Here is a 23,714-nt window from a genome sequence, read left to right as displayed (position 1 = left end):
CTCCTGTACTCAGAGTTCTCCTGGCCCTGCCGGGACAATGCCACTCGGATTCAAAGCCTTGATGGAATAGTAACCGGCCTTGATATGTTCAAGATTTACCGTATCTGAAATGCCGTCAAGCGCCAATATGCGGTGCATGTAGTCATGCAAGCGCGGCATGGCTCTCAAGGTATTCCGGTTGCACTTGAACAAGCCGTGATAGGCAGCGTCAAAACGCACCAGGGTGACGAACAGACGTATATCGGTTTCTGTCAGCTGATCACCAAACAGATAAATGCGCCCGTCGGCCAACCTGGAATCCACGGCATCCAGGGCAGCAAACACTTTGGTATACGCTTCGTCGTATGCCGCCTGGCTGGAGGCAAAGCCCGCTTGGTACACGCCGTTATTCAGGTCTGTGTACAAATACTCGTTGAGACTGTCGATTTCGCCGGACAGCGATTCGGGATACAAATTTGGCCCTTCGTTAACAATCCCGGCGAAGGCACTGTTCAGCATACGCAGAATATCCGCAGACTCGTTATTGACAATAGTGCCTGTGTGTTTATCCCAGAGCACCGGTACAGTGGCACGACCCGAAATTTTAGGATTCGCCCGGGTGTATAGCTCATGCATATAACGAGCACCGTTCAGAGCGTCCTCTTCCGCACCCGGATAACCTCCGAACTGCCAGCCCTGATCGGTCAGCAGGGGATTGACAACAGTCACACCAATCACGTCTTTAAGTCCTTTCAGCTCGCGAGCCATCAATGCTCGCGACGCCCAGGGGCAAATATAGGCCACATACAGGTGATAACGCCCTTGTTCCGCCTTGAAGCCTCCTACCCCAGTCAGTCCCGGGGCGCCATCCGGCGTAATCCAGTTACGAAAGGGCGAGGTCTGCCGAACAAAGCGCCCTTCCTCATCTTTGGCCTGCACAGGCTGCCAGTTTTCCTTCCAGACTCCGTTTACCAGCATGGTTCAGCCCTCTTTTTGAAACAGGTTATCCAGCGCAAACCGGCCACCGCCCTGAATCACCAGCGCCAGAGTGACGACAAACAGGGTAAGGGCATACTCATAACCGTTATTGGACATGAACAGCCCGTTTCCGATATGGACAGAAAATATGGCGACAAGCATGGTGAAAGCCGCGATCACAGCCGCAGGGCGTGTCAGCAGACCAAGCACCAGCGCGAGGCCGCCAAAGAACTCGGCACTGCCAGCCAGTAGCGCCATCAGGTAACCCGGCTCCAGCCCAATACTTGCCAACCATTGCCCGGTGCCTTCCAGTCCGTAGCCACCCAACCAGCCAAAGAGCTTCTGAGCGCCGTGGGCAGCGAGGATCAGGCCAACCGGCACCCGCAGAACCAGTGCGGCAAACCCGCCGTTGGATTGAAATAATGCCTGTACAAATTGATTGTTCATGATAGCCACCTCGAATCTTTCTCTGGTTAATTAATCCCGAAGCTTCTGCTTCAAGCGATATGAACACCTTACTATCACCAAATAGAAAGAATAAGATGGCTTTCGTTGCTTTATTATCAACAAAATGTTGTTAAATAAAATGCACTCTGCAGGACAAGTCAATGGATCGAATTGAAGCCATGCGTGCGTTTGTCACCGTGGTCAGTGAGGGCACCTTCACCCGCGCCGCGGACCGGCTGAAGATATCGCCACAACTGATCAGCAAATACGTTTCGCAGCTTGAAAAACATCTAGGGGTGCGACTGCTTAACCGCACCACTCGGAGAATTCACCTGACGGAAGCTGGCACTCATTATCACCAGCGCGCCCAACAGGTACTCAACGACATCGATGACATGGAAAATCAGCTCGGTAATCTGCAAACCGAGGCTCAGGGCCTGTTACGCATAAGTGCACCGGTCTCGTTTGCCATCCGCCATCTGGCCCTTCTACTGTGCGAATTCCAAAAGAAACACCCCGCCGTTGGCATTGATCTGCAACTGAATGACCGGAAAGTCGACATCCTGGAAGAGGGGTTCGATATCGCGTTGAGGATCGGCCACCTTAAGAGCTCCTCACTGATTGCGAAACGACTGGCTTCGGTACGACTGGTTCTGTGCGCGTCACCTGCCTACCTTGAGCAATATGGCACCCCCCAGCGGCCAGAAGACCTAAGAGAGCACAGGTATCTGCGTTACAGTTACATGAACACGGATAGCTCTCATTCGCTGGAAAAATGGCTTCTTGACAGGAGTCGCGAACACACAAGAGGGATAAGTAGCAACAACGGCGATGTACTTATAGAGGCCGCTAGTGCCGGGGCCGGAATTGCCCTACAACCCACCTTCATTGCTGGCCCTGCAATAAAGGAAGGCAAGTTGAAGATCATTCTGCCCGAATACGAGCCGGAACCTATGGCTCTCTACGCGGTGTACGCACATCGCCAATTGTTGGCGAGCAAAGTTCGTAGCTTTATTGACTTTATCGATGGTTTTTTTGGCAACCCACCTTACTGGGACAGGTTTGAATAACAAACTCTGAAACTTACCGCTCAGCGCTTTTACCGCTTTCAGTTAAGTGCATTGCACTGGCCAGGCATTTGATGTGGCTGGCAGATGATCAAGTGATGCGGGTGTAGCGCGCGCTGGCCCAACACCCGGTTGCCCAAATTCTGCAAAACAAGGAGCCGAGGATCCGTCACTCCCACCGAGCCTGGGAATAGCTGAACACTGGCAACGACAACCGCCATCGAATGGCGGCCATACGGAGCAGGAGACCCAGGCTGAATGCGGCAAGTAGGGTCACATTCTCATTCACTCCCTGACTAAGCAGGGTCAGGTACAAAAAAGCAACCACCAGTGAAACGCTGGCATAAAGTTCATGGCGCAATACCTGCGGGGTTCGATTGCACATGATGTCTCGGATGATACCGCCAAATATGCCGGTGGTGATGCCAGCCATCACAACAACGACTGTGTCATAGCCCAGTTCAAGGGCAACATTGCAACCAATAACCGTGAAAGCCACTAGGCCTATGGCATCCAGCACCAGGAATAGCTGATGAAGGTGGCGCATAAAGCGGGCGATCACGATCGTTACCAGTCCGCCCATAATGGTCATGTAGATATAGCGTGGATGCTGGGTCCAGGTAACAGGAAAGTTACCCAAGAGAATGTCCCGGACAGTTCCGCCACCCAGGGCAGTAAAAAAAGCAATGACAACAACACCGAAGATATCCATATTTCTCCGCCCGGCAGCGAGTGCGCCTGACATGGCTTCAGCGGTAATGGCAATCATATAGATAGAGATCAGCACACAGGGCTCCTGTGTTTCTGTGGCCTCTCCCCCTGTCCCTGATACCTGAGAGTTTACAGAGCCTGGTCTGCTTGCCCCTTCGGTGGACTGCTTTAGCAGTCGCTCTCCAGACGGCTTTAAATGGTGCCTTGCAGTACCTGTGCCTGAGCGTTTATGGGAGTTTGCGCCTTCGGCGGGGCCAACGGCCCTCTCTCCTGCAAGACTCATTATTATAAATAGATAGGAGGCCAACGTCGAATAGATGAAACCTCAGAATTTTGACGAAACCCGACTGAATCCTTCGTTATCTTTCCGCAGACCTTGTACTGCTTCCCTCCAGCACGATCACGCTCTTGCGATTGATCCTGGTGACGCTCCCCAGCTGCGTGTTACTCCACCGTCACACTCTTGGCCAGGTTCCTCGGCTGATCCACGTCGGTACCCTTAAGCACCGCTACGTGATACGACAGCAGCTGCAAAGGCACGGTGTACACAATCGGCGCGGTAATTTCGTGTACCGAAGGCAGCTGCATTACGTGCAGCCCGGCCTCGGCTTTCACATCCGCCGCCCTGTCGGCGAACACAAACAGCTCGCCGCCCCGGGCGCGGACTTCTTCCAGGTTGGACTTGAGCTTTTCAACCAACTCGTTGTTCGGTGCGACGGTCACAACCGGCATCTCGCTGTCCACCAGCGCCAGAGGGCCGTGCTTGAGCTCGCCGGCCGGGTAGGCTTCGGCATGGATATAGGAGATTTCCTTGAGCTTCAGGGCGCCTTCCATCGCCACCGGATACTGAGAGCCGCGGCCCAGGAACAAGCTGTGGTTTTTGTCCATAAACGCCTTGGACATCTCTTCAATTTCAGAATTCAGCGCCAGAACGTCGTTTACCTGCCCCGGTACCTGGTGGATGGCCCGGACGATATCCGCTTCCCGCTCTTCACTCAGGCCGTTATGGCGCGCCAGAGCCAGCGAGAACATGAGCAATGCGGTTAGCTGTGTGGTAAAGGCCTTGGTAGACGCGACACCGATTTCAGGGCCTGCCTGGGTCATGATGACCAGGTCGGACTCCCGCACCAGTGAGCTGCCAGCCACGTTGCAGATGGCCATTGCCGCACGGAAACCGGCTTTTTTGGCCTGACGCAGAGCCGCCAGAGTGTCCGCAGTTTCCCCGGACTGGGAAATACACAAAAACAGGGTGTCGGGTTGAATAACATGCTTGCGGTAGCGGAACTCGGAGGCGACTTCCACTGAACAGGGCACACCGGCCAGTTCTTCAATCCAGTAACGGGCGACCATCCCCGCGTGATAGGACGTGCCACAGGCAATGATCTGTACGTGACGAACGTTTTCCAACAGGTTAGCCGCGTCTGTTCCAAGGGCCTGTTCAAGCACTTTGCTGTCGGTAATCCGGCCTTCGGTGGTGGCTTTGATCACTTTTGGCTGCTCATAGATTTCCTTGAGCATGTAGTGCCGGTATTCGCCCTTGTCGGCAGAGTCTGTGCCGTGTTCGAAGCGGGTTACAGCCCGCTCCACCGGGGCACCGGAACGATCGTGAATGGTCACGCTGCCCTTTCGGATGTCGGCGATGTCGCCTTCTTCCAAAAACATGAAGCGATCGGTTACCGGCAGCAACGCCAGCTGATCAGAAGCGATGAAGTTCTCGCCAATACCGACACCCACCACCAGCGGGCTGCCTTCACGGCAAACCACCATGTGATCCGGCTCGTCGGCATGCACCACTGCCAAGGCATAGGCTCCACGCAGGTGGGCAATGGCTGCCTTTACGGCGTCGTACAGTTTGCCGGTTTCCCGGAAGTACTTCCCGATCAGGTGGGCCACCACCTCGGTATCGGTCTGAGAGGTGAATTCAAAGCCTTCACCGCGGAGCTGATCCCGCAGTTCCTGGTAGTTTTCGATAATGCCGTTATGCACCATAGCCAGGCGTTCACCAGACATGTGCGGGTGCGCATTCACCTGGGAAGGCTCGCCGTGAGTGGCCCAACGGGTGTGGGCGATGCCTAGGGTACCCGATGCCGGATGCCGGGCAATGGCGTCGGCCAGTGCGGCCACTTTGCCGACCTCCCGGGCCCTCTGGATACGGGGTTCATTGTTGATCACCGCCATCCCGGCCGAGTCATAACCCCGGTACTCAAGACGACGCAAACCTTCCAGAAGAATGCCCTGGACGTCCCGCTCGGAAACCGCACCTACAATCCCGCACATGCCGCATACACCTGTTCAAATATCAATCGTTATCGGGTTTTCTCTGGCCGTTCCCAGCCTTGGATATTCCGCTGTTTACCCCGGGCTACCGCCAACTCCTGCCTGCCGACATCCCGTGTAATTGTAGAGCCTGCGCCGATAGTAGCACCTTCCGCTACGGCTACCGGAGCCACCAGTGAGGTATTGGATCCGACGAATACGCCGTTGCCGATGACCGTCTGATGCTTGTTCACACCATCGTAGTTGCAGGTGATGGTGCCGGCCCCCACGTTCACCCGTTCTCCCAGAGTAGCATCACCCACATAACTCAGGTGGTTGATCTTGCTGCCCTCACCCACCTTAGCCTTCTTGGTTTCAACGAAGTTCCCCACCTTGGTGCGATTGGCCAGTTCGGTACCCGGCCGCAAACGGGCGAAGGGGCCAATTTCTGCCTGGTCACCGATCACGGAGTCTTCGATCACACTGTTGGCTTTGATTTCCGTGCCATCACCAATGCGGCTGTTCCGGATCACACAATTCGGCCCGATCACCACACGACTGCCCAGTGTAACCTCACCTTCAAACACCACATTTACATCGATCCAGAGATCGGTGCCAATGGTCAGTTTGCCACGCACGTCTATCCGGGCCGGGTCTGCCAGACTCGCGCCTTCGGTCAATAACCTTTCCGCCTGTTGCGCCTGGTACCAGCGTTCCATTTCTGCCAATTGCACGCGATTGTTCACACCCTGAACTTCAAACACATTGTCCGGCTGGGCGACATTCACCGACAAGCCGTGCTCAACGGCCATGGCAATAATGTCGGTGAGATAATACTCGCCCTGGGCATTGCGGTTCGACAGCGCGGGCAACCAGCTTCTCAACCTGCGGGCCGAGACAGCCAGAATTCCGGTGTTCACTTCGCGGATAGCCAACTGCTCGGCAGACGCATCTTTATGCTCAACAATCGCCTGCACTCTGTCATCATTGCCGCGCACAATACGACCATAGCCCTTGGGGTCGTCCATAGTGACCGTTAGCAGCGCCAGGTTGTCCTCGCCAAGGTGATCCACCATACCCGCCAGAGTTTCCGCTCGGGTCAGCGGCACGTCCCCGTAGAGCACCAGTACCCGGGCGTCTTCCGGAAGATCCGGCAAGGCCTGGGCAACGGCATGGCCGGTTCCCAGCTGTTCCGTTTGCAGCACCCAGTTTACCGATTCATTATTCAGAGACGCTCTTACCTGATCTGCCCCGTGCCCGATGACGGTGTGAATCTTCTCCGCGCCCAGTCGTGTTGCCGTATCCACCACGTGGTGCAGCATGGGCTTGCCAGCAACCGGATGCAGCACCTTCGGCAGGGCGGATTTCATTCGGGAACCCTGGCCAGCCGCCAGGATCACAACGTGTAAAGGACTCATGGGGCAACGCACTCCCGTCTTGTCTGGATGCACATATAAAAAAACCGCACCCCGAAGCAAGCCACTGTACTCCGGTTCCGGAACACAGGGAATGCCGCCTCGGGATGCGGTTCGCTGTCAGGCCAGTTCAGGCGCTGACGCAAGTCTTGCTTAACGCAGGTGCTTACGCAGCTTCTGAATGGTGCGCAGCTGAGCGGCTGCTTCAGCCAGCTCGGCAGCAGCACGGGAGTATTCGAACTCGCCTGCTTTGTTCGCCAGTGCCTTCTCGGCTTCTTTCTGGGCTTCCAGCGCTGCGGCTTCGTCCACATCCTTGGCACGAACAGCGGTATCGGCCATCAGAGTCACCAGGTTCGGCTGCACTTCGAGGTAACCCCCGGATACGTACAGAATCTCCTCACCGCCACCCTGCTTGATGATCCGCACTGCGCCAGGCTTGAGCCCGGACAGCAGCGGAGCATGGCCATACTGGATGCCTAACTCACCCTCGGTACCGGTGGCGATCAGCATCTCCACCAGACCGGAGTAAATTTTCTCCTCGGCACTTACGACGTCACAATGTACGGTCATAGCCATTTCTTACGCCTCTTGGGTCTGAAAGACAAGAAGGAAGCTTACTTGCCTTCTTTCTCTTTCATTGCCTTAGCTTTCTCAATCGCTTCTTCGATGCCGCCACACATGTAGAACGCCTGTTCCGGCATGTCGTCGTAGTCACCGTTGAGAATACCTTCGAAGCTGGCAATGGTCTCCTTCAGGGAAACGTACTTGCCCGGCGCGCCGGTAAAGACTTCAGCAACATGGAATGGCTGCGACAGGAAACGCTCGATTTTACGGGCGCGGGCAACGGTCAGCTTGTCGTCTTCCGACAGTTCGTCCATACCCAGAATCGCGATGATGTCTTTCAGTTCCTTGTAACGCTGCAGAACGTTCTGTACACCACGGGCCACACGGTAGTGCTGTTCACCAATCACCAGCGGATCCAGCTGACGGGAGGTGGAATCCAGCGGATCGATCGCCGGGTAGATACCCTTGGAGGCGATGTCACGGCTCAGTACCACAGTCGCATCGAGGTGCGAGAAGGTGGTGGCCGGCGACGGGTCAGTCAAGTCATCCGCCGGTACGTAGACCGCCTGGATAGACGTGATAGAACCTGTCTTGGTGGAGGTGATCCGCTCCTGCAGCTGACCCATCTCTTCCGCCAGGGTCGGCTGGTAACCTACCGCTGAAGGCATACGGCCCAGCAGTGCAGACACTTCAGTACCGGCCAGGGTGTAACGGTAGATGTTGTCAACGAACAGCAGAACGTCACGACCTTCGTCACGGAACTTCTCTGCCATGGTGAGGCCGGTCAGGGCCACACGCAGACGGTTTCCGGGGGGCTCGTTCATCTGGCCGTAGACCATGGCAACCTTATCGAGAACGTTAGACTCCTTCATCTCGTAGTAGAAGTCGTTACCTTCCCGGGTCCGCTCACCAACACCCGCGAATACGGAGAGACCGGAGTGCTCTTTCGCGATGTTGTTGATCAGCTCCATCATGTTTACGGTTTTGCCTACGCCGGCACCACCGAACAGGCCTACCTTACCACCTTTGGCAAACGGGCAGATCAGGTCGATAACCTTGATTCCGGTTTCCAGCAGGTCTGCAGACGCTGCCTGGTCGGCGTAGCCCGGTGCCTTGCGGTGGATAGCCCAGCGCTCTTCTTCACCGATATCGCCCTGCTCGTCGATGGGACGACCCAGAACGTCCATGATCCGGCCCAGAGTCTGGGTGCCAACCGGTACAGAGATCGGCTTGCCGGTGTTTTCTGCTGTCAGGCCACGCTTCAGGCCCTCGGTGCTGCCCATGGCGATGGTACGAACAATGCCGTCACCCAGCTGCTGCTGGACTTCCAGAGTTGTTTCGCCACCTTCAAGCAGCAGTGCGTCGTAAACGCTTGGCACGGAGTCACGTGGAAATTCCACGTCGATAACCGCGCCAATGATCTGAACGATGTGTCCGCTACTCATGCTCGGTTCCTCGTTATCTTGATAGTCAATAAAACCAGTAGGTCTGTGAGCGTTAACCAACAGATGCTGCGCCGCTCACAATCTCCGAAATCTCTTGTGTGATCGCTGCCTGACGGGCCTTGTTATAGGCCAGTTGAAGCTCGTCAATGATGCTGCCAGCGTTGTCTGTCGCGCTCTTCATGGCAATCATCCGGGCAGCCTGCTCACAGGCCAGATTTTCTACCACACCCTGATACACCTGGGATTCGATATAACGTGGCATCAGCCCGTCAAGAATCGGACGGGAATCCGGCTCGTAGATGTAATCCCACTGGCGACCGATGTCGTCATCGCTTTCCGGCAGAGGCAACAACTGCTCTGCTTTGGGGCTCTGAGTCATGGTGTTGACGAATTCGTTACTGATCAGATAAAGGCGATCGATCTTGCCCTGCTCAAACGAATCCAGCATTACCTTGACGCTGCCAATCAGCTGTTCCGCACTGGGCTGATCACCCAAGTGCGTGATGGCTGCCACCACGTTTCCGCCGTAGTTGCGGAAAAAGGAAGCACCCTTCTGGCCAATGGCACAGATATCGGTCTCAATACCTTTCTGTTTCCACTCACGCATTTCTCTCACGAGCAGTTTGAACGCATTGGTGTTCAAACCACCGCAAAGCCCGCGATCGGAGGAGACCACAATGTAGCCTACCCGCTTGACCTCGCGCTCCTGCATGAACGGATGACGGTAATCTTTATTGGACTTCGCAATGTGTCCGATTACCTGGCGCATCTTTTCCGCGTAGGGGCGAGTCGCCTGCATACGCTCCTGAGCCTTGCGCATCTTGCTCGCGGCTACCATTTCCATGGCAGACGTGATCTTCTGCGTGCTCTTGATGCTTCCGATCTGGTTACGTATTTCTTTTCCGACGGCCATAAGTCACTGCCTTTTCAAGTTAGACACTCAAAGGGACCAGCAGGCCCGCACAGTGGCGGGCCCTTTGGATTTACCAGCTCTGAGTGGTCTTGAATTTCTCCAGAGCAGCTTTAAGGCCGGCAGCGATGTCGTCGTTGAACTTGCCCTCGGGGCCGATCTGATCCAGCAGTTCTTTCTGCTCGGAACGCATCCAGTCCAACAGTTGTGCTTCAAAATCCACAACCTTGTTGACATCCACATCGTCCAGGAAGCCTTCGTTCGCTGCGAACAGTACGGTGCCCATTTCGGCAACCGACATCGGGCTGTACTGGTTCTGCTTCATCAGCTCGGTAACGCGCTGACCGTGCTCCAGCTGCTTACGGGTTGCTTCGTCAAGGTCGGAAGCGAACTGGGCGAATGCCGCCAGCTCCCGATACTGGGCCAGAGCCAGACGGATGTTACCGCCAAGCTTTTTCATGATCTTGGTCTGGGCCGCGCCACCTACCCGGGATACCGAGATGCCGGCGTTCATTGCCGGACGGATGCCGGAGTTGAACAGGTTGGTTTCCAGGAAGATCTGACCATCGGTGATGGAGATCACGTTGGTCGGTACGAATGCAGATACGTCGCCCGCCTGGGTTTCAATGATCGGCAGCGCGGTCAGAGAACCGGTCTTGCCTTTCACTTCACCCTTGGTGAACTCTTCAACGTAGTCGGCGTTAACACGGGACGCACGCTCCAGCAGACGGGAGTGCAGATAGAACACGTCACCCGGGAATGCTTCACGTCCTGGCGGACGACGCAGCAACAGGGAAATCTGACGGTAAGCCACCGCTTGCTTGGAGAGATCGTCGTATACGATCAGCGCGTCTTCACCGCGGTCACGGAAGAACTCACCCATGGAGGTACCGGCGTAAGGCGCCAGGAACTGCATGGCGGCCGGATCGGCCGCACCGGCAGCAACTACCGTGGTGTGTGCCATGGCGCCGTGCTCTTCGAGCTTGCGCACAACCGCAGCAATTGAAGACTGCTTCTGGCCAACGGCAACGTAGATACACTTGATGCCGGTGTTCTTCTGGTTGATGATCGCGTCGATAGCCACAGCGGTCTTACCGATCTGACGGTCACCGATGATCAGCTCACGCTGACCACGACCGATCGGAACCATGGTGTCGATCGCTTTCATACCAGTCTGCACCGGCTCGTCAACCGACTGACGGGCGATTACGCCAGGTGCAACCTTCTCGACCGGGGAGGTCAGGCTGTTGCCCAGCTCGCCTTTACCGTCAATCGGGTTACCCAGGGAGTCAACAACACGGCCCAGGAGTTCGCGGCCAACCGGTACTTCCAGGATACGACCGGTACAACGTACCTTCTGGCCTTCCGCCAGACCTTCGTAATCACCCAGAACAACCGCACCAACAGAATCACGCTCCAGGTTCAGCGCCATGCCGTAGATGCCGTTGGCAAATTCAATCATCTCACCGTACATAACGTCGGCAAGACCGTGGATCAGTACGATACCGTCGGATACCGACAGAATAGTACCTTCATTCTTTGCTTCGGAAGAGATGTCGAGCTTCTCGATTCTCTTCTTGATGATGTCACTGATCTCGGATGGATTCAGTTGCTGCATGCCTTTGTCCTCAAACCTTGTGCTGAAATCAGGAGCCCAGAGCCCTGGCCATTCTGGCCAGCTTGCCTCGGACTGAAGCGTCGATAACCAGGTCGCCTGTGCGTACTATCACGCCACCGATCAGAGACTGATCCACGGCGGTTTCAAGTTCGACCTTGCGCTCCAGCTTTTTGGACAGTGCGTCGATCAGTTTCTGCCGCTCGTCTGCGCCCAGTTCGAACGCGGTGTCGATGGTCAGGTGTACTGACTTGTCGAGATCCGCACGGAACAGACGGAACAGGGAAGAAACGTATGGCAACAGGGCCAGACGCTTGTTTTCAGCAAGAATCAACAGGAAGTTTCTGAGTGCTTCGGGCAGCGGCTCTTCAAAACAGTCAGCGAAGAGTTCCGCCTTGCGTTGCTCAGACAGGCCCGGGTTGGCCAGGATGTTCTTTACCTCTTGGTCAGCCGCCACCTGCGCGGCAAAAGCCAGTGCCTGATCCCACTGATCAACGGCGTTCTGGTCCTGCGCGGCATCAAACACGGCCTTCGCGTAGGGTCGGGCTAACGTCGTCAGTTCTGCCATGATGACCCTCGATTAGAGTTCTGCGGCCAGCTTGTCCAGCATCTCGCTGTGAGCTTTGGCGTCTACAGAGGTTTCCAGAATCTTCTCAGCACCGGCAACGGCCAGGGTGGCCACTTCTGCTCTGAGTGCGTCGCGAGCCTGAACACGCTCCTGTTGAATTTCCGCCCTGGCCTGTTCAATAAGCTTTTCGCCTTCAGTGCGGGCGTCCTCTTTGGAGGCTTCCACAATCTGGGCGGCACGCTTGTTGGCCTGGTCAATCAGGGCTGCAGCTTCTTCTTTCGCCTTTTGCAGTTCTTTGGTGGCTTTTTCCTGGGCCAGTTCCAGATCGAGGGAAGCCCGATCGGCCGCGGAAAGACCATCTGCAATTTTCTTCTGGCGCGCTTCCATGGCGGCCGTAATCGGCGGCCATACATATTTGACGCAGAACCAGACGAAAATAGCGAAGGCAATCGATTGCCCTATCAACGTAAGGTTTATATTCACGGCGATATACCTCTTGCTATTCGTTGCGTCCTGGTGTCCGTAAAGCAGGGCGCGTATCAGCTACACGCCCGATGTTTACGGCCTGATTAACCAGCAACAACGAAGATCAGGTACATCGCAATACCAACACCGATCATGGGAACCGCGTCAAGCAGACCCGCCATAATGAAGGCTTTGGTTTGCAGTTGGTTGGCCATTTCCGGCTGACGTGCAGTGGACTCGAGCAGCTTGCCGCCCAGCAGACCAAAGCCGATACCAGCGCCCAGGGCACCCAGACCGATGATCAGCGCAGCTGCGATAAATACCATTTCCATTGAGAACTCCTCAGTTTTTCAGATAGTTAAGGGTTTGTGTATTTAAGGGTAAATCAGTGATCTTCGTGCGCCGCACTGAGGTAAACCACAGTCAGCACAGTGAAAATAAAGGCCTGAAGCGGAATAACCAGAATATGGAAAATCGCCCAGGGCACGTTTAACGTCCACTGGATCCACAGCGGCAACAGCGCAATCAGAATAAAGACAACTTCACCGGCGTACATGTTGCCGAACAAACGCAGTGCCAGACTGATCGGCTTGATGATCAATGCCAAGATTTCCAGCAGTAGGTTGAACGGTATCATGATCCAATGATTGAACGGATTAAGGGCCAGCTCCTTGGAAAACCCGCTAACGCCTTTCACTTTGAAGCTATAGAACAGAATCAGCAGGAACACGCCAAAAGACATGCCGAACGTTGCGTTCGGGTCGGTGGTCGGTACAATCTTGAAGTATTCCAACCCCATCGCGTGAGCAAGGCCAGGAATGAAGTCCACCGGGATCAGCTTCAGGAGGTTCATCAGGAAAATCCAGACAAAAATCGTCAGCGCCAGGGGAGCAATCAGCGGGTTCTTACCGTGGAACACGTCGCGTACCAGGCCCTGAATAAACTCGAAGCAAACCTCTACCAGGTTCTGTAACCCGGTTGGCACGCCTTCGGTTACCCGGGAGGCGGCAAAACGGAATAAGCCCAGAAACAACAGACCCATTGCGATAGACCAGCCCATGGTATCCACGTGGATCGCCATGAAACCCATGTCCGTCGCTTCCTGCGCAGTATGAGCCATAGTCCAGCTGGCTTCCTGTACTACAGTGCCGTCTGCCCGCTCATAGCCAGCCGGAAGCTTGCCATAGGTAAGGTTGGTCAAGTGGTGTTTTATATACTCTACTGACTCGTTTGAGTTATCAGCTGCCATACTGCTCTCGTCCAGTCATCGCTGTGGTTGCGGCCGGATGAGCCAGCGCAAGGCTGTACCCACCAGAACCATCACAGCAAAAGTGAATAACAGAGCCGGTGCATGCACTGGCTCCATTAAAGTGAAAACGGCCGCAAAGAACACTGCGGTAAGGGCCAGCTTGATGCTTGCGGCCCTGAACATGTTGCTCACCGCCTGGTGCATGCGCCTGGCACCCTGATAACGATAGGTGCGATGAGCAAAATAGGCGTTTGGGATGATGAAAATAAGACCGCCAATCAACGCGGAATAACCGGCCAAACGACTTTCCTGTAACCAACACAGGCTCAGAACGAGAAGAACCGCCATCTCTATGGACAACCACTTGCCCAGTGGTACGTGTGTGATGGCTCTTGCAGAACGGTTCATATCACCAGCAGTCATTCCAAGCGCGCGGAATTATATGTGTTAACGGATAGCGGTTCAACATGGCCAAACGGAAAACATGGCGAAAAAGTGAACAAAAACTCACACTAAAACGCTGATCTTTACACAGGTTGTGCCTTGCACTCAGAACCACAACCACATGTGGTGTTTTACCGGCAATACGGGACTTTAGGATGATTTTGGGCTTTTCTGTAACCGTCAGCGGATATGGCCAAGGATACCGTCCAGCTCATCCAGTGAACTGTACTCGATTACCAGTTTGCCCTTACCGCGCTTGCCATGATTAATGGCCACCCGCGCACCCAGGCGCTCGGACAGGTCATCCTGTAATGCCCGGATATTCGGATCCAGAGCGGGCTTGTCCTGTTTTTTCACATTGTCCGGGCCAGCTTGCTGTATCTGGCTGACAAGCTCTTCGGTCTGGCGAACAGAAAGAGACCTGGAGACTACCTGCCGTGCTACCTGCAACTGTAACTCCGGTGGCAGGGTAAGCATGGCACGACCATGCCCCATATCCAGATCACCATGCTCAAGCATCACCCTAACGTCTTCGGTCAGGCCAATCAGCCGTAGCAGGTTGGTGATGGTGGTGCGGCTCTTGCCAACCGCCTCGGCCACCTGGGCCTGAGTGAGGCCAAATTCGTCCTGCAACCGCTGCAGGGCAAAAGCTTCTTCTATCGGATTCAGGTTCTCGCGCTGGATGTTCTCAATCAGCGCCATGGCGATGGCGGCTTCATCGGGTACATCACGGATAATGGCCGGTATACGATCCAATTCTGCCATCTGGGTTGCCCGCCACCGGCGCTCCCCGGCAATCAGCTCAAACCGGCCTTCCCCCAAAGGGCGCACGACCACCGGCTGCATCACGCCCTGCTGGCGAATGGACTCCGCGAGTTCCTGTAACGCCGTCGGATCCATATCGCGACGGGGCTGGTAACGGCCACGCTGGATAAGATCCACCGGAATCTCGCGCAGTTCACCGTCCTGGTCTGCGGTCTCCGGGTTCAGATTCACTTTCGAGCCCTGGAGTAACGCCCCCAGCCCCCGTTCGCCCAACCCTCGCTTTTTCGCCGCCATGGTATCTGTCATTCTTCCTGTTGAAATCGCAATCACAATGAAGAGGGCATGTTAGCCCCAAGGCGCCTGTTGTTAAACCGCTACCGCCGCCGATGCCTTTCTGGAGCCGTGCCGGCGAACCATTTCTCCGGCCAGTGCCAGATAAGCGACGGCCCCCTTGGAGGTACGGTCGTACTTCAAGGCAGGCATGCCATAGCTCGGCGCTTCGGCCAGGCGGACGTTGCGCGGGATCACCGCACGATAAACTTTTTCCCCGAAAAATTCGTTCAGCTGAGAGGACACATCCAGGGTGAGGCTGTTGCGTGGATCATACATGGTTCTCAATATGCCCTCGATCTCCAGATTCGGATTCACCGTTTCCTGAATCTGCTCCACGGTATTCATCAGCGCAGCCAGCCCTTCCAGTGCGTAATACTCGCATTGCATCGGAATCAGAACCGAATCCGATGCAGACAGGGCATTAACTGTTAACAGGCTGAGTGACGGCGGGCAGTCAATCAGAATGTAATCGTATCGATCATGCATAGTGTTCAGCATCAGCCTTAACCGGTGCTCTCGGCCGATCTCATTCATCAGCTCCACTTCTGCTGCAGTCAGGTCACCATTGGCTGGTAGCAGGTCATAGCCTGCAGACTCGGCAAACAGGATCACCTCTTCCGGCGTGGCTCGCTTGGTCAGAAGATCATAGCCAGACCGTGCCAGGGTATTTTTATCCACACCACTGCCCATGGTGGCGTTACCCTGAGGATCCATATCCACCAGCAAGACCCGCCGTTTAGTCGCTGCCAGCGACGCCGCAAGATTGACGCAGGTGGTGGTCTTTCCGACACCGCCTTTTTGATTGGTCACAGCAATCACGCGCGCCATGTGTGCCTCCTGTTGCGGGTTACTGATGAGTGCCTGTCCGTTGGATAATCAGCAGATGGCGTTCGCCATCGGCTCCGGGGACAGACAGGGAATGGCTGGATTCTACCTGCCAGAGGCCCGGAAGGGCAGCCACCTCATCATCCGGAAACTGGCCTTTCATGGCAAGGAACTCGCCGTCGTTGGCCAGCAGGTCGTCACACCAGTGCACCAGATTGGCCAGTGCGGTGAAGGCCCGGCTGCTGATCTGGCGAAATGGCGTCTCGGGCTGGCAATCCTCGGCACGGCCGTGGATAACCTCGACATTACTCAGGCCCAGCTCGAGAACACACTGATTCAGAAAGCGGGTTTTCTTGCCATTGCTGTCGAGCAGGGTAAAACGGGTGTCCGGTAAGGCAATGGCCAGGGGAATGCCCGGCAGGCCACCACCGGCGCCGACATCCAGCAAATGGTCGGCGGTCACCCAGGGCAGAATGCTCAGGCTGTCGAGTAGCTGCCGTGACACCATCTCCCGCGGATCACGTACCGCTGTCAGGTTATAGGCCTTATTCCACTTTTCCAGCAGTCCCAGAAATGCCAGTAATTGTTGCTGCTGTGCTTCGGTCTGTTCAAGCGCCATTGCCGCCAGCCCGTCACGGAGCTGGGCCGGCCATTGTGGATAACTCATGTCAGGCGCTCTGTTTCTTCAGTAGATCGCGTTTTTTCAGGTACACCAGAATCTGGCTCACCGCGGCCGGTGTTACCCCGGGTATACGCGACGCCTGAGCCACTGTCTCCGGCCGCACGTCCTTGAGCTTCTGCTTTATTTCATTGGACAGACCGCCGATCACGTCGTAGTCCAACTCCAGCGGTAAGGCCGTGTTCTCGTTCTTGCGCAAACGTTCGATTTCGTCAGTCTGACGGGAAATATACCCTTCGTACTTGATCTCGATTTCCACCTGATCGGCCACATCCTGGCTGGCTGCTCGGTCGGCACCGATGTCGGCAATGTGGTCGTAGACGATTTCCGGGCGTCGTAACAGTTCCGCCAGAGACTGGTCGCGGGTCATCGGCTGCTTGAGATACACGTTGGCCCGCTCGCCGGCATCGGTATTCGGGTGAATACGGGTACTTTCCAGGCGGCGGCGCTCTTTACTGATGCCGTCGCACTTGTCGCTGAACTTCTGCCAGCGCTCATCGTCCACCAGCCCCAGCTTGCGGCCGGTTTCGGTCAACCGGAGATCGGCGTTGTCTTCCCGTAGAATCAGCCGGTACTCGGCCCGGCTGGTGAACATCCGGTAGGGCTCCTGAGTACCCATGGTGATCAGGTCGTCCACCAGCACACCCAGATAGGCCTCATCCCGGCGCGGGTACCACTCGTCTTTTTCCTGGGCGCGCAGGGATGCATTGATACCGGCCAGCAAACCCTGGGCACCGGCCTCTTCATAACCCGTGGTGCCGTTGATCTGCCCGGCAAAATACAGGCTGTGGATAAATTTGGTTTCCAGGGTATGGCGCAGATCCTGCGGATTCAGATAGTCGTACTCAATGGCGTAACCCGGGCGCAGAATGTGGGCGTTCTCGAAACCGGGAATGGAGCGCACCGCCTTGAGCTGGATATCAAATGGCAGGCTTGTGGATATCCCGTTCGGGTACAGCTCGTTGGTAGTCAGGCCTTCCGGCTCAACAAAAATCTGGTGCGAGTCCTTGTCGGCAAAACGATTTACCTTGTCTTCAATGGATGGGCAATAACGCGGCCCGACACCTTCGATATTACCGGCAAACATGGGCGACCGGTCAAAGCCACTGCGGATGATATCGTGGGTCTCTTCGGTGGTGCGGGTAACGTAACAGCAAATCTGCCGCGGATGCTCACCGCGACTGCCGATAAACGACATCACCGGTGTCGGGTCGTCGCCCCACTGCTCCTGCATCACCGAGAAATCCACCGTGCGGGCGTCAATCCTGGGCGGCGTGCCGGTTTTCAGGCGACCGACATTAAACGGCAGTTCCCGCAGACGTCTGGCCAGGGCGTTGGCCGGAGCATCGCCAGCCCGGCCACCAGCATGATTCTGCATACCAATGTGGATAACGCCACCCAGAAAGGTGCCGGTGGTCAGTACCACGGTTTTGGCGTTAAAGCGGATACCCGTCTGGGTGACCACGCCGGTGACCTGATCGTTTTCCACAATCAGATCGTCTGCCGCCTGCTGGAACAGGGTCAGGTTGGGCTGGTTTTCCAGCACCTGGCGAATCGCCGCCTTGTAAAGCACCCGATCGGCCTGGGCCCGGGTTGCCCGAACCGCCGGGCCTTTGCGGCTATTCAGTACCCGGAACTGGATACCGGCCTGGTCGGTGGCCCGGGCCATGGCACCGCCCAAGGCATCGATTTCCTTCACCAGGTGGCTTTTACCGATACCGCCGATGGCCGGATTACAGGACATCTGGCCCAAAGTCTCAATGTTGTGGGTCAGCAGCAGGGTTTGCGAACCCATGCGTGCCGCCGCCAGCGCGGCTTCAGTACCGGCATGGCCGCCACCAATGACAATGACATCGAAACGGGTCGGAAACTCCACTATTCACCTCGGAAATCGGGCTGGAAACAAGGGTAGAAAAACAGGGCGGCGAGTATAACGTTTCACCGGCCAAATTGCAGGTGAAATGTGCATTTTTTGATCAGATCAGGACCCGGTCTCGGAATTCACTCAGGTTGCAAATTGAAAAACCTGATAATTCATACTGTTGTTGATCATACCTTATAAAAGTATTCAAAAAGTTATCCACAAGAATCAGCAACCCAAAATCGCTTACAAACAGACTTAAAGCTCTGATAATTATGTGTTCTTTAAATTTACCCCGGATTTCTCAACGAATTATCCCTGTGATTATCCACAGACAGCCGTTCCAGCTCCTTCTCTACCGCGTTGGAAGATTTGGCAAATCGAGCCAGCAGGTTATATAGCACCGGAATGATGAACAGGGTCAGCGTGGTGGCAAATACCAGGCCACCAAGGATAACAACACCAATGGCCGCCCGGCTCTCGGCGCCAGCCCCGGTGGCCAGCACCAAAGGCACGGCACCGAACACCGTGGATATGGTGGTCATCAATACGGGCCGGAAACGCAGGATGGCACCTTCGAGAATGGCGTCCCGCACACTGTAACCCTTGTCCCTCAGCTGATTGGCGAACTCGACGATCAAAATGCCATTCTTGGCCATCAGGCCCAGCAACATGATGATGCCGATCTGGCTGTAGATATTCAGACTGATGCCGGTCCACGCCAGTGCCAGCAGCGCACCGGTGACCGCCAGAGGCACCGATAGCATTATGATCAACGGATGGATCCAGCTTTCAAACTGGGCTGCCAACACCAGAAACACGATGATGAAAGCCAGACCGAAGGTCAGGTAGATAGCGCTGGATGATTCCTGGAATTCCCGGGATAGCCCCTGAAAGCTCAACCTGGCCTCTGACGGCAAGTTATCCACAGCCAGATTATTCAGGTACGCCAGTGCGCTGCCAAGGTCATAGCCTTCTGCCAGTGAGGCACTCACCACCACAGCCGGCAGGCGATCAATCCGTCGCAAATCCGGGTTGGCACCAACCTCCTCCACTGCCACCAACGCCTTTAAGGGAATCAACTCACCTCCGGCTCGGGGCCGCATGAAAATCTCCTCCAGATCGGCTGGGCGGGCCCGATCCGCATCATCGGCCTGCAGGATGACATCGTATTCCCGGCCCCGATCAAGGTAGGTAGTCACCTTGCGCGAAGCCAGCATGGTCTGCAGCGTAAGGCCCACATCCTGAATGGTAATGTCCAGATCGGCCGCTCGATCCCGGTCTATCTGAACCCGAAGCTCCGGGCGGGTGAGCTCAAAATCCGTGTCGACATTCAGCAGGTTGGGGTTGGCTTTGGCCCGCTCGACAATCTCTTCACTCCACGCCTGAACCGAGGGGTAGTCCGGCCCGGCAATCACGAACTGCACAGACTGGCTGAACCCCCTCTGCCCCAGTCCGGCGGGGTTAATCACGTTGATCCGGACACCGGAAATATCAGACAGTTTTGCCCGGATATCCGAAGTCACCTGCTGTTGCTGGACGGTTCGATCCTCCCAGGGCACCAACCCCATAATCATGAACGCGCTGTCTTCTTCATTGCGGAACCCGACAATCGACAGAAAACGCTGGGCAATCCCCTCTTCCAGGTAGGGCAGCAGGCGTTCCTCGGCCTGCAATACAAAATGATCCGTATACTCAACGGTCGCTCCCCGGGGGGCACTGACCGGCATGATAATAGCGCCCCGGTCTTCACTGGGCGAGAGCTCTTCGGGCAACTGTGGATAAATCACACCAGCCACCAGCAAGCCAACCACTCCCAGGCCCAACAGCAGTCCGGGCTGGCTCAGGGAAAATCTCAGCAGTTTTTCATAGCCCCGGGTAAGGCCAGTCAACACTGATTCACTGAACGCCCACAAGCGATGGCCTTCCGCCGTTTCCGGGCTGTGCCTAAGCCATTTGGAACACAGCATAGGCGCCAGTGTGAGCGCCACCAGGCTGGACACCACCACGGCCGCAGCCAGGGTAAAACCGAACTCGGCAAATAACCGGCCCACGTTCCCGCCCATGAACGAGATCGGTACGAACACGGCCACCAGCGTCAGAGTAGTGGCCACCACCGCAAACGCCACCTGTCGGGCACCCCGGAAAGCCGCCAGCAAGGGCGGCTCGCCTTCGTCAATCCGGCGCTGAATGTTCTCCAGCATCACGATGGCGTCGTCCACCACCAGGCCTATGGCAAGAATGATTGCCAGTAAAGTCAGAACATTGATGGAGAAACCCAGAAACCCCAGCCCAATGAAGGCTCCGATCACTGCCACCGGTATGGTCACCGCCGGAATCAGCGTTGCCCGCCAGGATCTCAAAAACAGGAAAATCACCAGAATGACCAGGGAAACAGCAATGGCCAGAGTGGTCAGCACTTCCTCAATGGAGGCGCGAATGAACAGGGACTCGTCGTAACTCTCGCGTATACTGACTTCCGGTGGCAGGGTCTGTCGAATCTTATCCAGTTCAGCCTGAACCGCGTTAGATACCGCCACCGTGTTGGCTTTGGACTGGCGGATCACCCCCATGCCAATCGCGGTTTCGCCATTGGCACGCAAGCGACCAACATCGGACTCCACGCCCACCCCGACCTTGGCGACATCAGCCAGGCGCAGCAGATCGTTGCCCTCACGCCGGATGACCAGTTTGCGGAATTCATCGGCTGTGGATAACCTGCCTTCGGCACGCACTGTAAAGTTACGGGTAGCCGAGTCGATGGAGCCTGCCGGTAATTCCACGTTGTTCTGGCGCAGCGCCTGTTCAACCTCCGCCACTGTTACGTTACGGGCCGCCAGCCGGGTGCGGTCGAGCCAGATTCTGATGGCATAGCGCCGCTCCCCGCCAATGCGAACGTCTGCCACGCCATCAAGCACCGCCAGACGGTCTGCCAGCACCCTGTCTGCATAGTCACTCAGTTCGGCACTGTCCCAGACGTCACTGGTCAGCGTAACCCACATCATCGGCCGGGCATCGGAATCCGCCTTGCGGACAACCGGAGCGTCGGCTTCGTCTGGCAACTGACTGAGTACCCGGGAGACCGCATCCCGAACGTCGTTGGCCGCGATATCAATATCCCGGCCGGTATCAAACTCGATGGTAGTGCGGGACTCCCCCTGTTCTGTGGAAGACTCGATCGAACGAATACCTTCAATACCGCTGATCGCGCCCTCAAGCACCTGGGTAACCTGGGTGTCCACCACCTCGGCCGCAGCGCCGGTATAATTAGTAGACACAGACACAATCGGCGGATCTATGTCGGGATACTCGCGAACCGGCAATCCCTGCAGTGCAGCCACGCCGAACACCACAATCAACAGGCTCAGAACCGTCGCAAACACCGGCCGCTTGATCGAAACATCGGATACCACCATGATCAGGGCTCCAGACTGCCAACAAACCGGTTGGGCGGAATGGCCTGGCCCGGGTCAAGCACTTCTACCCGCTCTCCGGTGCTCAGGCGATCCTGACCGGTCACCACCACCGAATCTGTCGGGCTCAGGCCATCCATAACTTCCACCAACCCGGGCAACCGGGCGCCGGTCTGCACCGACACCCGGCGGGCAACACCGTCTTCTGCCACAAAAACGTATTTGTCATTACCGCGAATCATCACCGCCTGCTCCGGTATCACCAGCCCCTCGCGCTGTGCCAGAGTCAGTGATGCCGACATGAACTGGCCAGGGCGCAACCGGCCATCACGATTATCGATCAGGGCACGCGCCGACAAGCTCCGGCTTAACTCGTTCACCCGGCTATCAAGCTGCACCAACTCACCTGTAAACCGGATATCCGGGAACGCGGACGAGGTGGCGCGCACTGCCTGCCCGGGCCGCACCTGGCCGAGAAACCGCTCGGGAATGGCGAACCGGAGTTCCATCCGGTCGGTGTTGTCCAGGGTGGTAATGACATCCCCCATCTGCAGGTAGGTGCCCTCACCCACATCGGACAGACCGGCCACGCCATCAAACGGTGCGATAATGCTATGGTTCTGCAGGCGCACACGGGCAGCAGACAGCCTGGCCTCGGCCACGCTCACCACAGTGACCAGCTCATCAACCCGGGACTGGGCAACACTGTTGCTGGAGCGCAGGCTACGGGCCCGCTGTAGCTGTTTACGGGCATCCTCCAGTTCGGCTTCAATGACCGCGACATCGGCCCGGGCCTGGCGGTCGTCGAGCCGGAGGATGAGAGTGCCCCGTGGAATTCGTTGACCGGGCGCGAGATTGAATTCCACCACCCGTCCGCTGGCTTCTGCCACCAGCTCCACAGCATCTGCCGCTTTCAGGTTGGCAACCGCCGCCACTTCGTCACGCAGGATTCGGACTTCCGGCGTCACCGCACTCACCTTGCTCACCCGGGCCGCACCGGAAGAGGTGTCTGCCGGTGAAGACGAAAACGACAGGTACCACCCGGCCCCGGCGGCAGCGAACGCAATCAGAACTGCTGCAATGACCCACTGTTTCCACATCCGCTATGCCAACCTTGATTGTGTTCAGTCTTGCGGGCCCTGCCCGCTCTCAAGTTTCTGTATCACCAGCACCACCTCGCCCACATCGACACCCCACTTGCTCATAGTGGTCTGATTGATCAGGGTGTCCGGCGTCACCAGATACATCCAGTCATCCATTGTTACGTCAATGGTACCGTCTCCGTAGGCAACCCGAAGCACGTAATTCATATGAATGGCATTGCCCTGCCAACGCATAATCCCGGGGTCTGCCACATCACCCGCCGTGGCATGGTATCCCTGTGCCCGTGGCGTCAGAGTCCAGACCCGGGTTTGCACCTCTCCATCGTTGAACCGGAATACTTCATCGAGGGTACCCACACCGTTGGTGTCCCAGCTTGCCTGGATGCTGGCATCGAAGGTACGGATAACGGTGCCGGAGTAGTCCTTGACCGCGCCCCTTGCTGAAAGTTCGCCCTGGAAAAACTCCGAGGGCACCAGGGCTGGCGTTTGCTCCGAATAATCCTCCAGTGACGGCCCGGCACAACCGGTCACGAAAGTTATCAACAACAGTATAAGAGCCGCACGGTAAAGGCCATTGAATACCTGTGGATAATGATGTTTTTGCATATTTTTTACACTCCTG

22 protein-coding genes and 2 riboswitches are annotated in these 23,714 nt (G+C 56.4%); of the genes, 1 reads left to right on the top strand and 21 read right to left on the bottom strand.

The window, feature by feature from the left end; translation table 11 throughout:
- Positions 1-9 precede the first annotated feature (9 nt).
- Both C7H09_RS03060 and C7H09_RS03055 read right to left on the bottom strand, forming a co-directional pair.
- Positions 10-957 carry a glutathione S-transferase family protein gene (locus C7H09_RS03060; protein ID WP_106761147.1) on the bottom strand — a complete coding sequence of 316 codons (948 nt, stop codon included), beginning with the start codon at positions 955-957 and terminating at the stop codon, positions 10-12.
- 3 nt (positions 958-960) lie between these two features.
- Positions 961-1,404, bottom strand: a complete 444-nt coding sequence (locus C7H09_RS03055) for a DoxX family protein (protein ID WP_106761146.1) — start codon at positions 1,402-1,404, stop codon at positions 961-963.
- A 161-nt stretch (positions 1,405-1,565) separates the two neighbouring features.
- Between C7H09_RS03055 and C7H09_RS03050 the strand changes: the two genes are divergently transcribed.
- Positions 1,566-2,474 (top strand): LysR family transcriptional regulator, encoded by a 909-nt coding sequence (locus C7H09_RS03050; protein ID WP_106761145.1) that lies wholly within the window; start codon positions 1,566-1,568, stop codon positions 2,472-2,474.
- A gap of 166 nt (positions 2,475-2,640) precedes the next feature.
- On the opposite strand, the gene C7H09_RS03045 is transcribed toward C7H09_RS03050, so the two are convergent.
- The 19 genes from C7H09_RS03045 to C7H09_RS02955 all read right to left on the bottom strand — a co-directional run bounded on the left by C7H09_RS03045 (position 2,641) and on the right by C7H09_RS02955 (position 23,698).
- On the bottom strand, positions 2,641-3,258 hold the full coding sequence (locus tag C7H09_RS03045) for a trimeric intracellular cation channel family protein (RefSeq protein WP_106761144.1): 618 nt from the start codon (positions 3,256-3,258) through the stop codon (positions 2,641-2,643).
- Between the two features lie 22 nt (positions 3,259-3,280).
- A riboswitch (glycine riboswitch) is annotated at positions 3,281-3,378 on the bottom strand.
- A 1-nt stretch (position 3,379) separates the two neighbouring features.
- Positions 3,380-3,465: riboswitch (glycine riboswitch) on the bottom strand.
- Between the two features lie 161 nt (positions 3,466-3,626).
- Positions 3,627-5,459 carry a glutamine--fructose-6-phosphate transaminase (isomerizing) gene (gene glmS, locus C7H09_RS03040; RefSeq protein WP_106761143.1) on the bottom strand — a complete coding sequence of 611 codons (1,833 nt, stop codon included), beginning with the start codon at positions 5,457-5,459 and terminating at the stop codon, positions 3,627-3,629.
- Positions 5,460-5,488: 29 nt separating this feature from the next.
- Positions 5,489-6,856, bottom strand: a complete 1,368-nt coding sequence (gene glmU, locus C7H09_RS03035; RefSeq protein ID WP_106761142.1) for a bifunctional UDP-N-acetylglucosamine diphosphorylase/glucosamine-1-phosphate N-acetyltransferase GlmU — start codon at positions 6,854-6,856, stop codon at positions 5,489-5,491.
- Between the two features lie 150 nt (positions 6,857-7,006).
- Positions 7,007-7,429, bottom strand: a complete 423-nt coding sequence (locus tag C7H09_RS03030) for a F0F1 ATP synthase subunit epsilon (protein WP_106761141.1) — start codon at positions 7,427-7,429, stop codon at positions 7,007-7,009.
- Positions 7,430-7,467: 38 nt separating this feature from the next.
- Positions 7,468-8,862, bottom strand: coding sequence for a F0F1 ATP synthase subunit beta (atpD, locus tag C7H09_RS03025; RefSeq protein WP_106761140.1), 1,395 nt, complete (start codon positions 8,860-8,862; stop codon positions 7,468-7,470).
- Between the two features lie 52 nt (positions 8,863-8,914).
- Positions 8,915-9,775: a F0F1 ATP synthase subunit gamma gene (gene atpG, locus C7H09_RS03020; RefSeq protein ID WP_106761139.1), complete on the bottom strand. Its 861-nt coding sequence runs from the start codon at positions 9,773-9,775 to the stop codon at positions 8,915-8,917.
- Between the two features lie 70 nt (positions 9,776-9,845).
- Positions 9,846-11,390 (bottom strand): F0F1 ATP synthase subunit alpha, encoded by a 1,545-nt coding sequence (gene atpA / locus C7H09_RS03015; protein ID WP_106761138.1) that lies wholly within the window; start codon positions 11,388-11,390, stop codon positions 9,846-9,848.
- A 28-nt stretch (positions 11,391-11,418) separates the two neighbouring features.
- Entirely contained in the window at positions 11,419-11,955 is a 537-nt protein-coding gene (locus C7H09_RS03010) for a F0F1 ATP synthase subunit delta (protein ID WP_106761137.1), read from the bottom strand.
- 12 nt (positions 11,956-11,967) lie between these two features.
- On the bottom strand, positions 11,968-12,438 hold the full coding sequence (locus C7H09_RS03005; RefSeq protein WP_106761136.1) for a F0F1 ATP synthase subunit B: 471 nt from the start codon (positions 12,436-12,438) through the stop codon (positions 11,968-11,970).
- Positions 12,439-12,524: 86 nt separating this feature from the next.
- On the bottom strand, positions 12,525-12,752 hold the full coding sequence (atpE, locus tag C7H09_RS03000) for a F0F1 ATP synthase subunit C (RefSeq protein ID WP_014423137.1): 228 nt from the start codon (positions 12,750-12,752) through the stop codon (positions 12,525-12,527).
- 53 nt (positions 12,753-12,805) lie between these two features.
- Positions 12,806-13,669: a F0F1 ATP synthase subunit A gene (gene atpB, locus C7H09_RS02995; RefSeq protein WP_106761135.1), complete on the bottom strand. Its 864-nt coding sequence runs from the start codon at positions 13,667-13,669 to the stop codon at positions 12,806-12,808.
- Positions 13,670-13,684: 15 nt separating this feature from the next.
- Positions 13,685-14,077: an ATP synthase subunit I gene (locus C7H09_RS02990; protein WP_240616488.1), complete on the bottom strand. Its 393-nt coding sequence runs from the start codon at positions 14,075-14,077 to the stop codon at positions 13,685-13,687.
- Positions 14,078-14,293: 216 nt separating this feature from the next.
- Complete coding sequence (locus C7H09_RS02985) at positions 14,294-15,172, bottom strand: ParB/RepB/Spo0J family partition protein (RefSeq protein ID WP_106761191.1); 879 nt, start codon at positions 15,170-15,172, stop codon at positions 14,294-14,296.
- Between the two features lie 72 nt (positions 15,173-15,244).
- Positions 15,245-16,039 (bottom strand): ParA family protein, encoded by a 795-nt coding sequence (locus C7H09_RS02980; RefSeq protein WP_106761133.1) that lies wholly within the window; start codon positions 16,037-16,039, stop codon positions 15,245-15,247.
- Between the two features lie 19 nt (positions 16,040-16,058).
- A complete protein-coding gene (gene rsmG, locus C7H09_RS02975) occupies positions 16,059-16,703 on the bottom strand; it encodes a 16S rRNA (guanine(527)-N(7))-methyltransferase RsmG (RefSeq protein ID WP_106761132.1) in 645 nt (214 codons plus the stop codon).
- A 1-nt stretch (position 16,704) separates the two neighbouring features.
- Entirely contained in the window at positions 16,705-18,594 is a 1,890-nt protein-coding gene (mnmG, locus tag C7H09_RS02970; protein WP_240616493.1) for a tRNA uridine-5-carboxymethylaminomethyl(34) synthesis enzyme MnmG, read from the bottom strand.
- A 272-nt stretch (positions 18,595-18,866) separates the two neighbouring features.
- Entirely contained in the window at positions 18,867-21,992 is a 3,126-nt protein-coding gene (locus C7H09_RS02965) for an efflux RND transporter permease subunit (protein WP_106761130.1), read from the bottom strand.
- 2 nt (positions 21,993-21,994) lie between these two features.
- The gene (locus tag C7H09_RS02960) at positions 21,995-23,089 is read right to left on the bottom strand and encodes an efflux RND transporter periplasmic adaptor subunit (protein WP_106761129.1); all 1,095 of its coding nucleotides are present in this window, start codon (positions 23,087-23,089) and stop codon (positions 21,995-21,997) included.
- A 24-nt stretch (positions 23,090-23,113) separates the two neighbouring features.
- The gene (locus C7H09_RS02955) at positions 23,114-23,698 is read right to left on the bottom strand and encodes a DUF3833 domain-containing protein (RefSeq protein WP_106761128.1); all 585 of its coding nucleotides are present in this window, start codon (positions 23,696-23,698) and stop codon (positions 23,114-23,116) included.
- Between the last annotated feature and the right edge of the window lie 16 nt (positions 23,699-23,714).

Origin of the sequence: Marinobacter fuscus, assembly GCF_003007675.1 — a bacterium.
GTDB classification, from domain to species: Bacteria; Pseudomonadota; Gammaproteobacteria; order Pseudomonadales; family Oleiphilaceae; genus Marinobacter; species Marinobacter fuscus.
The sequence above is the reverse complement of the archived record's forward strand: the minus strand, read 5'-3'. Positions and strand labels throughout refer to the sequence as shown.

What these genes read in the sequence shown, in the direction of transcription:
- C7H09_RS03060 (WP_106761147.1), bottom strand. Translation starts at nt 957, where the DNA reads ATGCTGGTAAACGGAGTCTGGAAGGAAAACTGGCAGCCTGTGCAGGCC.
- C7H09_RS03055 (WP_106761146.1), bottom strand. Translation starts at nt 1,404, where the DNA reads ATGAACAATCAATTTGTACAGGCATTATTTCAATCCAACGGCGGGTTT.
- C7H09_RS03050 (WP_106761145.1), top strand. Translation starts at nt 1,566, where the DNA reads ATGGATCGAATTGAAGCCATGCGTGCGTTTGTCACCGTGGTCAGTGAG.
- glmS (WP_106761143.1), bottom strand. Translation starts at nt 5,459, where the DNA reads ATGTGCGGGATTGTAGGTGCGGTTTCCGAGCGGGACGTCCAGGGCATT.
- glmU (WP_106761142.1), bottom strand. Translation starts at nt 6,856, where the DNA reads ATGAGTCCTTTACACGTTGTGATCCTGGCGGCTGGCCAGGGTTCCCGA.
- C7H09_RS03030 (WP_106761141.1), bottom strand. Translation starts at nt 7,429, where the DNA reads ATGGCTATGACCGTACATTGTGACGTCGTAAGTGCCGAGGAGAAAATT.
- atpD (WP_106761140.1), bottom strand. Translation starts at nt 8,862, where the DNA reads ATGAGTAGCGGACACATCGTTCAGATCATTGGCGCGGTTATCGACGTG.
- atpG (WP_106761139.1), bottom strand. Translation starts at nt 9,775, where the DNA reads ATGGCCGTCGGAAAAGAAATACGTAACCAGATCGGAAGCATCAAGAGC.
- atpA (WP_106761138.1), bottom strand. Translation starts at nt 11,390, where the DNA reads ATGCAGCAACTGAATCCATCCGAGATCAGTGACATCATCAAGAAGAGA.
- C7H09_RS03010 (WP_106761137.1), bottom strand. Translation starts at nt 11,955, where the DNA reads ATGGCAGAACTGACGACGTTAGCCCGACCCTACGCGAAGGCCGTGTTT.
- atpE (WP_014423137.1), bottom strand. Translation starts at nt 12,752, where the DNA reads ATGGAAATGGTATTTATCGCAGCTGCGCTGATCATCGGTCTGGGTGCC.
- atpB (WP_106761135.1), bottom strand. Translation starts at nt 13,669, where the DNA reads ATGGCAGCTGATAACTCAAACGAGTCAGTAGAGTATATAAAACACCAC.
- C7H09_RS02990 (WP_240616488.1), bottom strand. Translation starts at nt 14,077, where the DNA reads ATGAACCGTTCTGCAAGAGCCATCACACACGTACCACTGGGCAAGTGG.
- C7H09_RS02985 (WP_106761191.1), bottom strand. Translation starts at nt 15,172, where the DNA reads ATGGCGGCGAAAAAGCGAGGGTTGGGCGAACGGGGGCTGGGGGCGTTA.
- C7H09_RS02980 (WP_106761133.1), bottom strand. Translation starts at nt 16,039, where the DNA reads ATGGCGCGCGTGATTGCTGTGACCAATCAAAAAGGCGGTGTCGGAAAG.
- rsmG (WP_106761132.1), bottom strand. Translation starts at nt 16,703, where the DNA reads ATGAGTTATCCACAATGGCCGGCCCAGCTCCGTGACGGGCTGGCGGCA.
- C7H09_RS02965 (WP_106761130.1), bottom strand. Translation starts at nt 21,992, where the DNA reads ATGGTGGTATCCGATGTTTCGATCAAGCGGCCGGTGTTTGCGACGGTT.
- C7H09_RS02960 (WP_106761129.1), bottom strand. Translation starts at nt 23,089, where the DNA reads ATGTGGAAACAGTGGGTCATTGCAGCAGTTCTGATTGCGTTCGCTGCC.
- C7H09_RS02955 (WP_106761128.1), bottom strand. Translation starts at nt 23,698, where the DNA reads ATGCAAAAACATCATTATCCACAGGTATTCAATGGCCTTTACCGTGCG.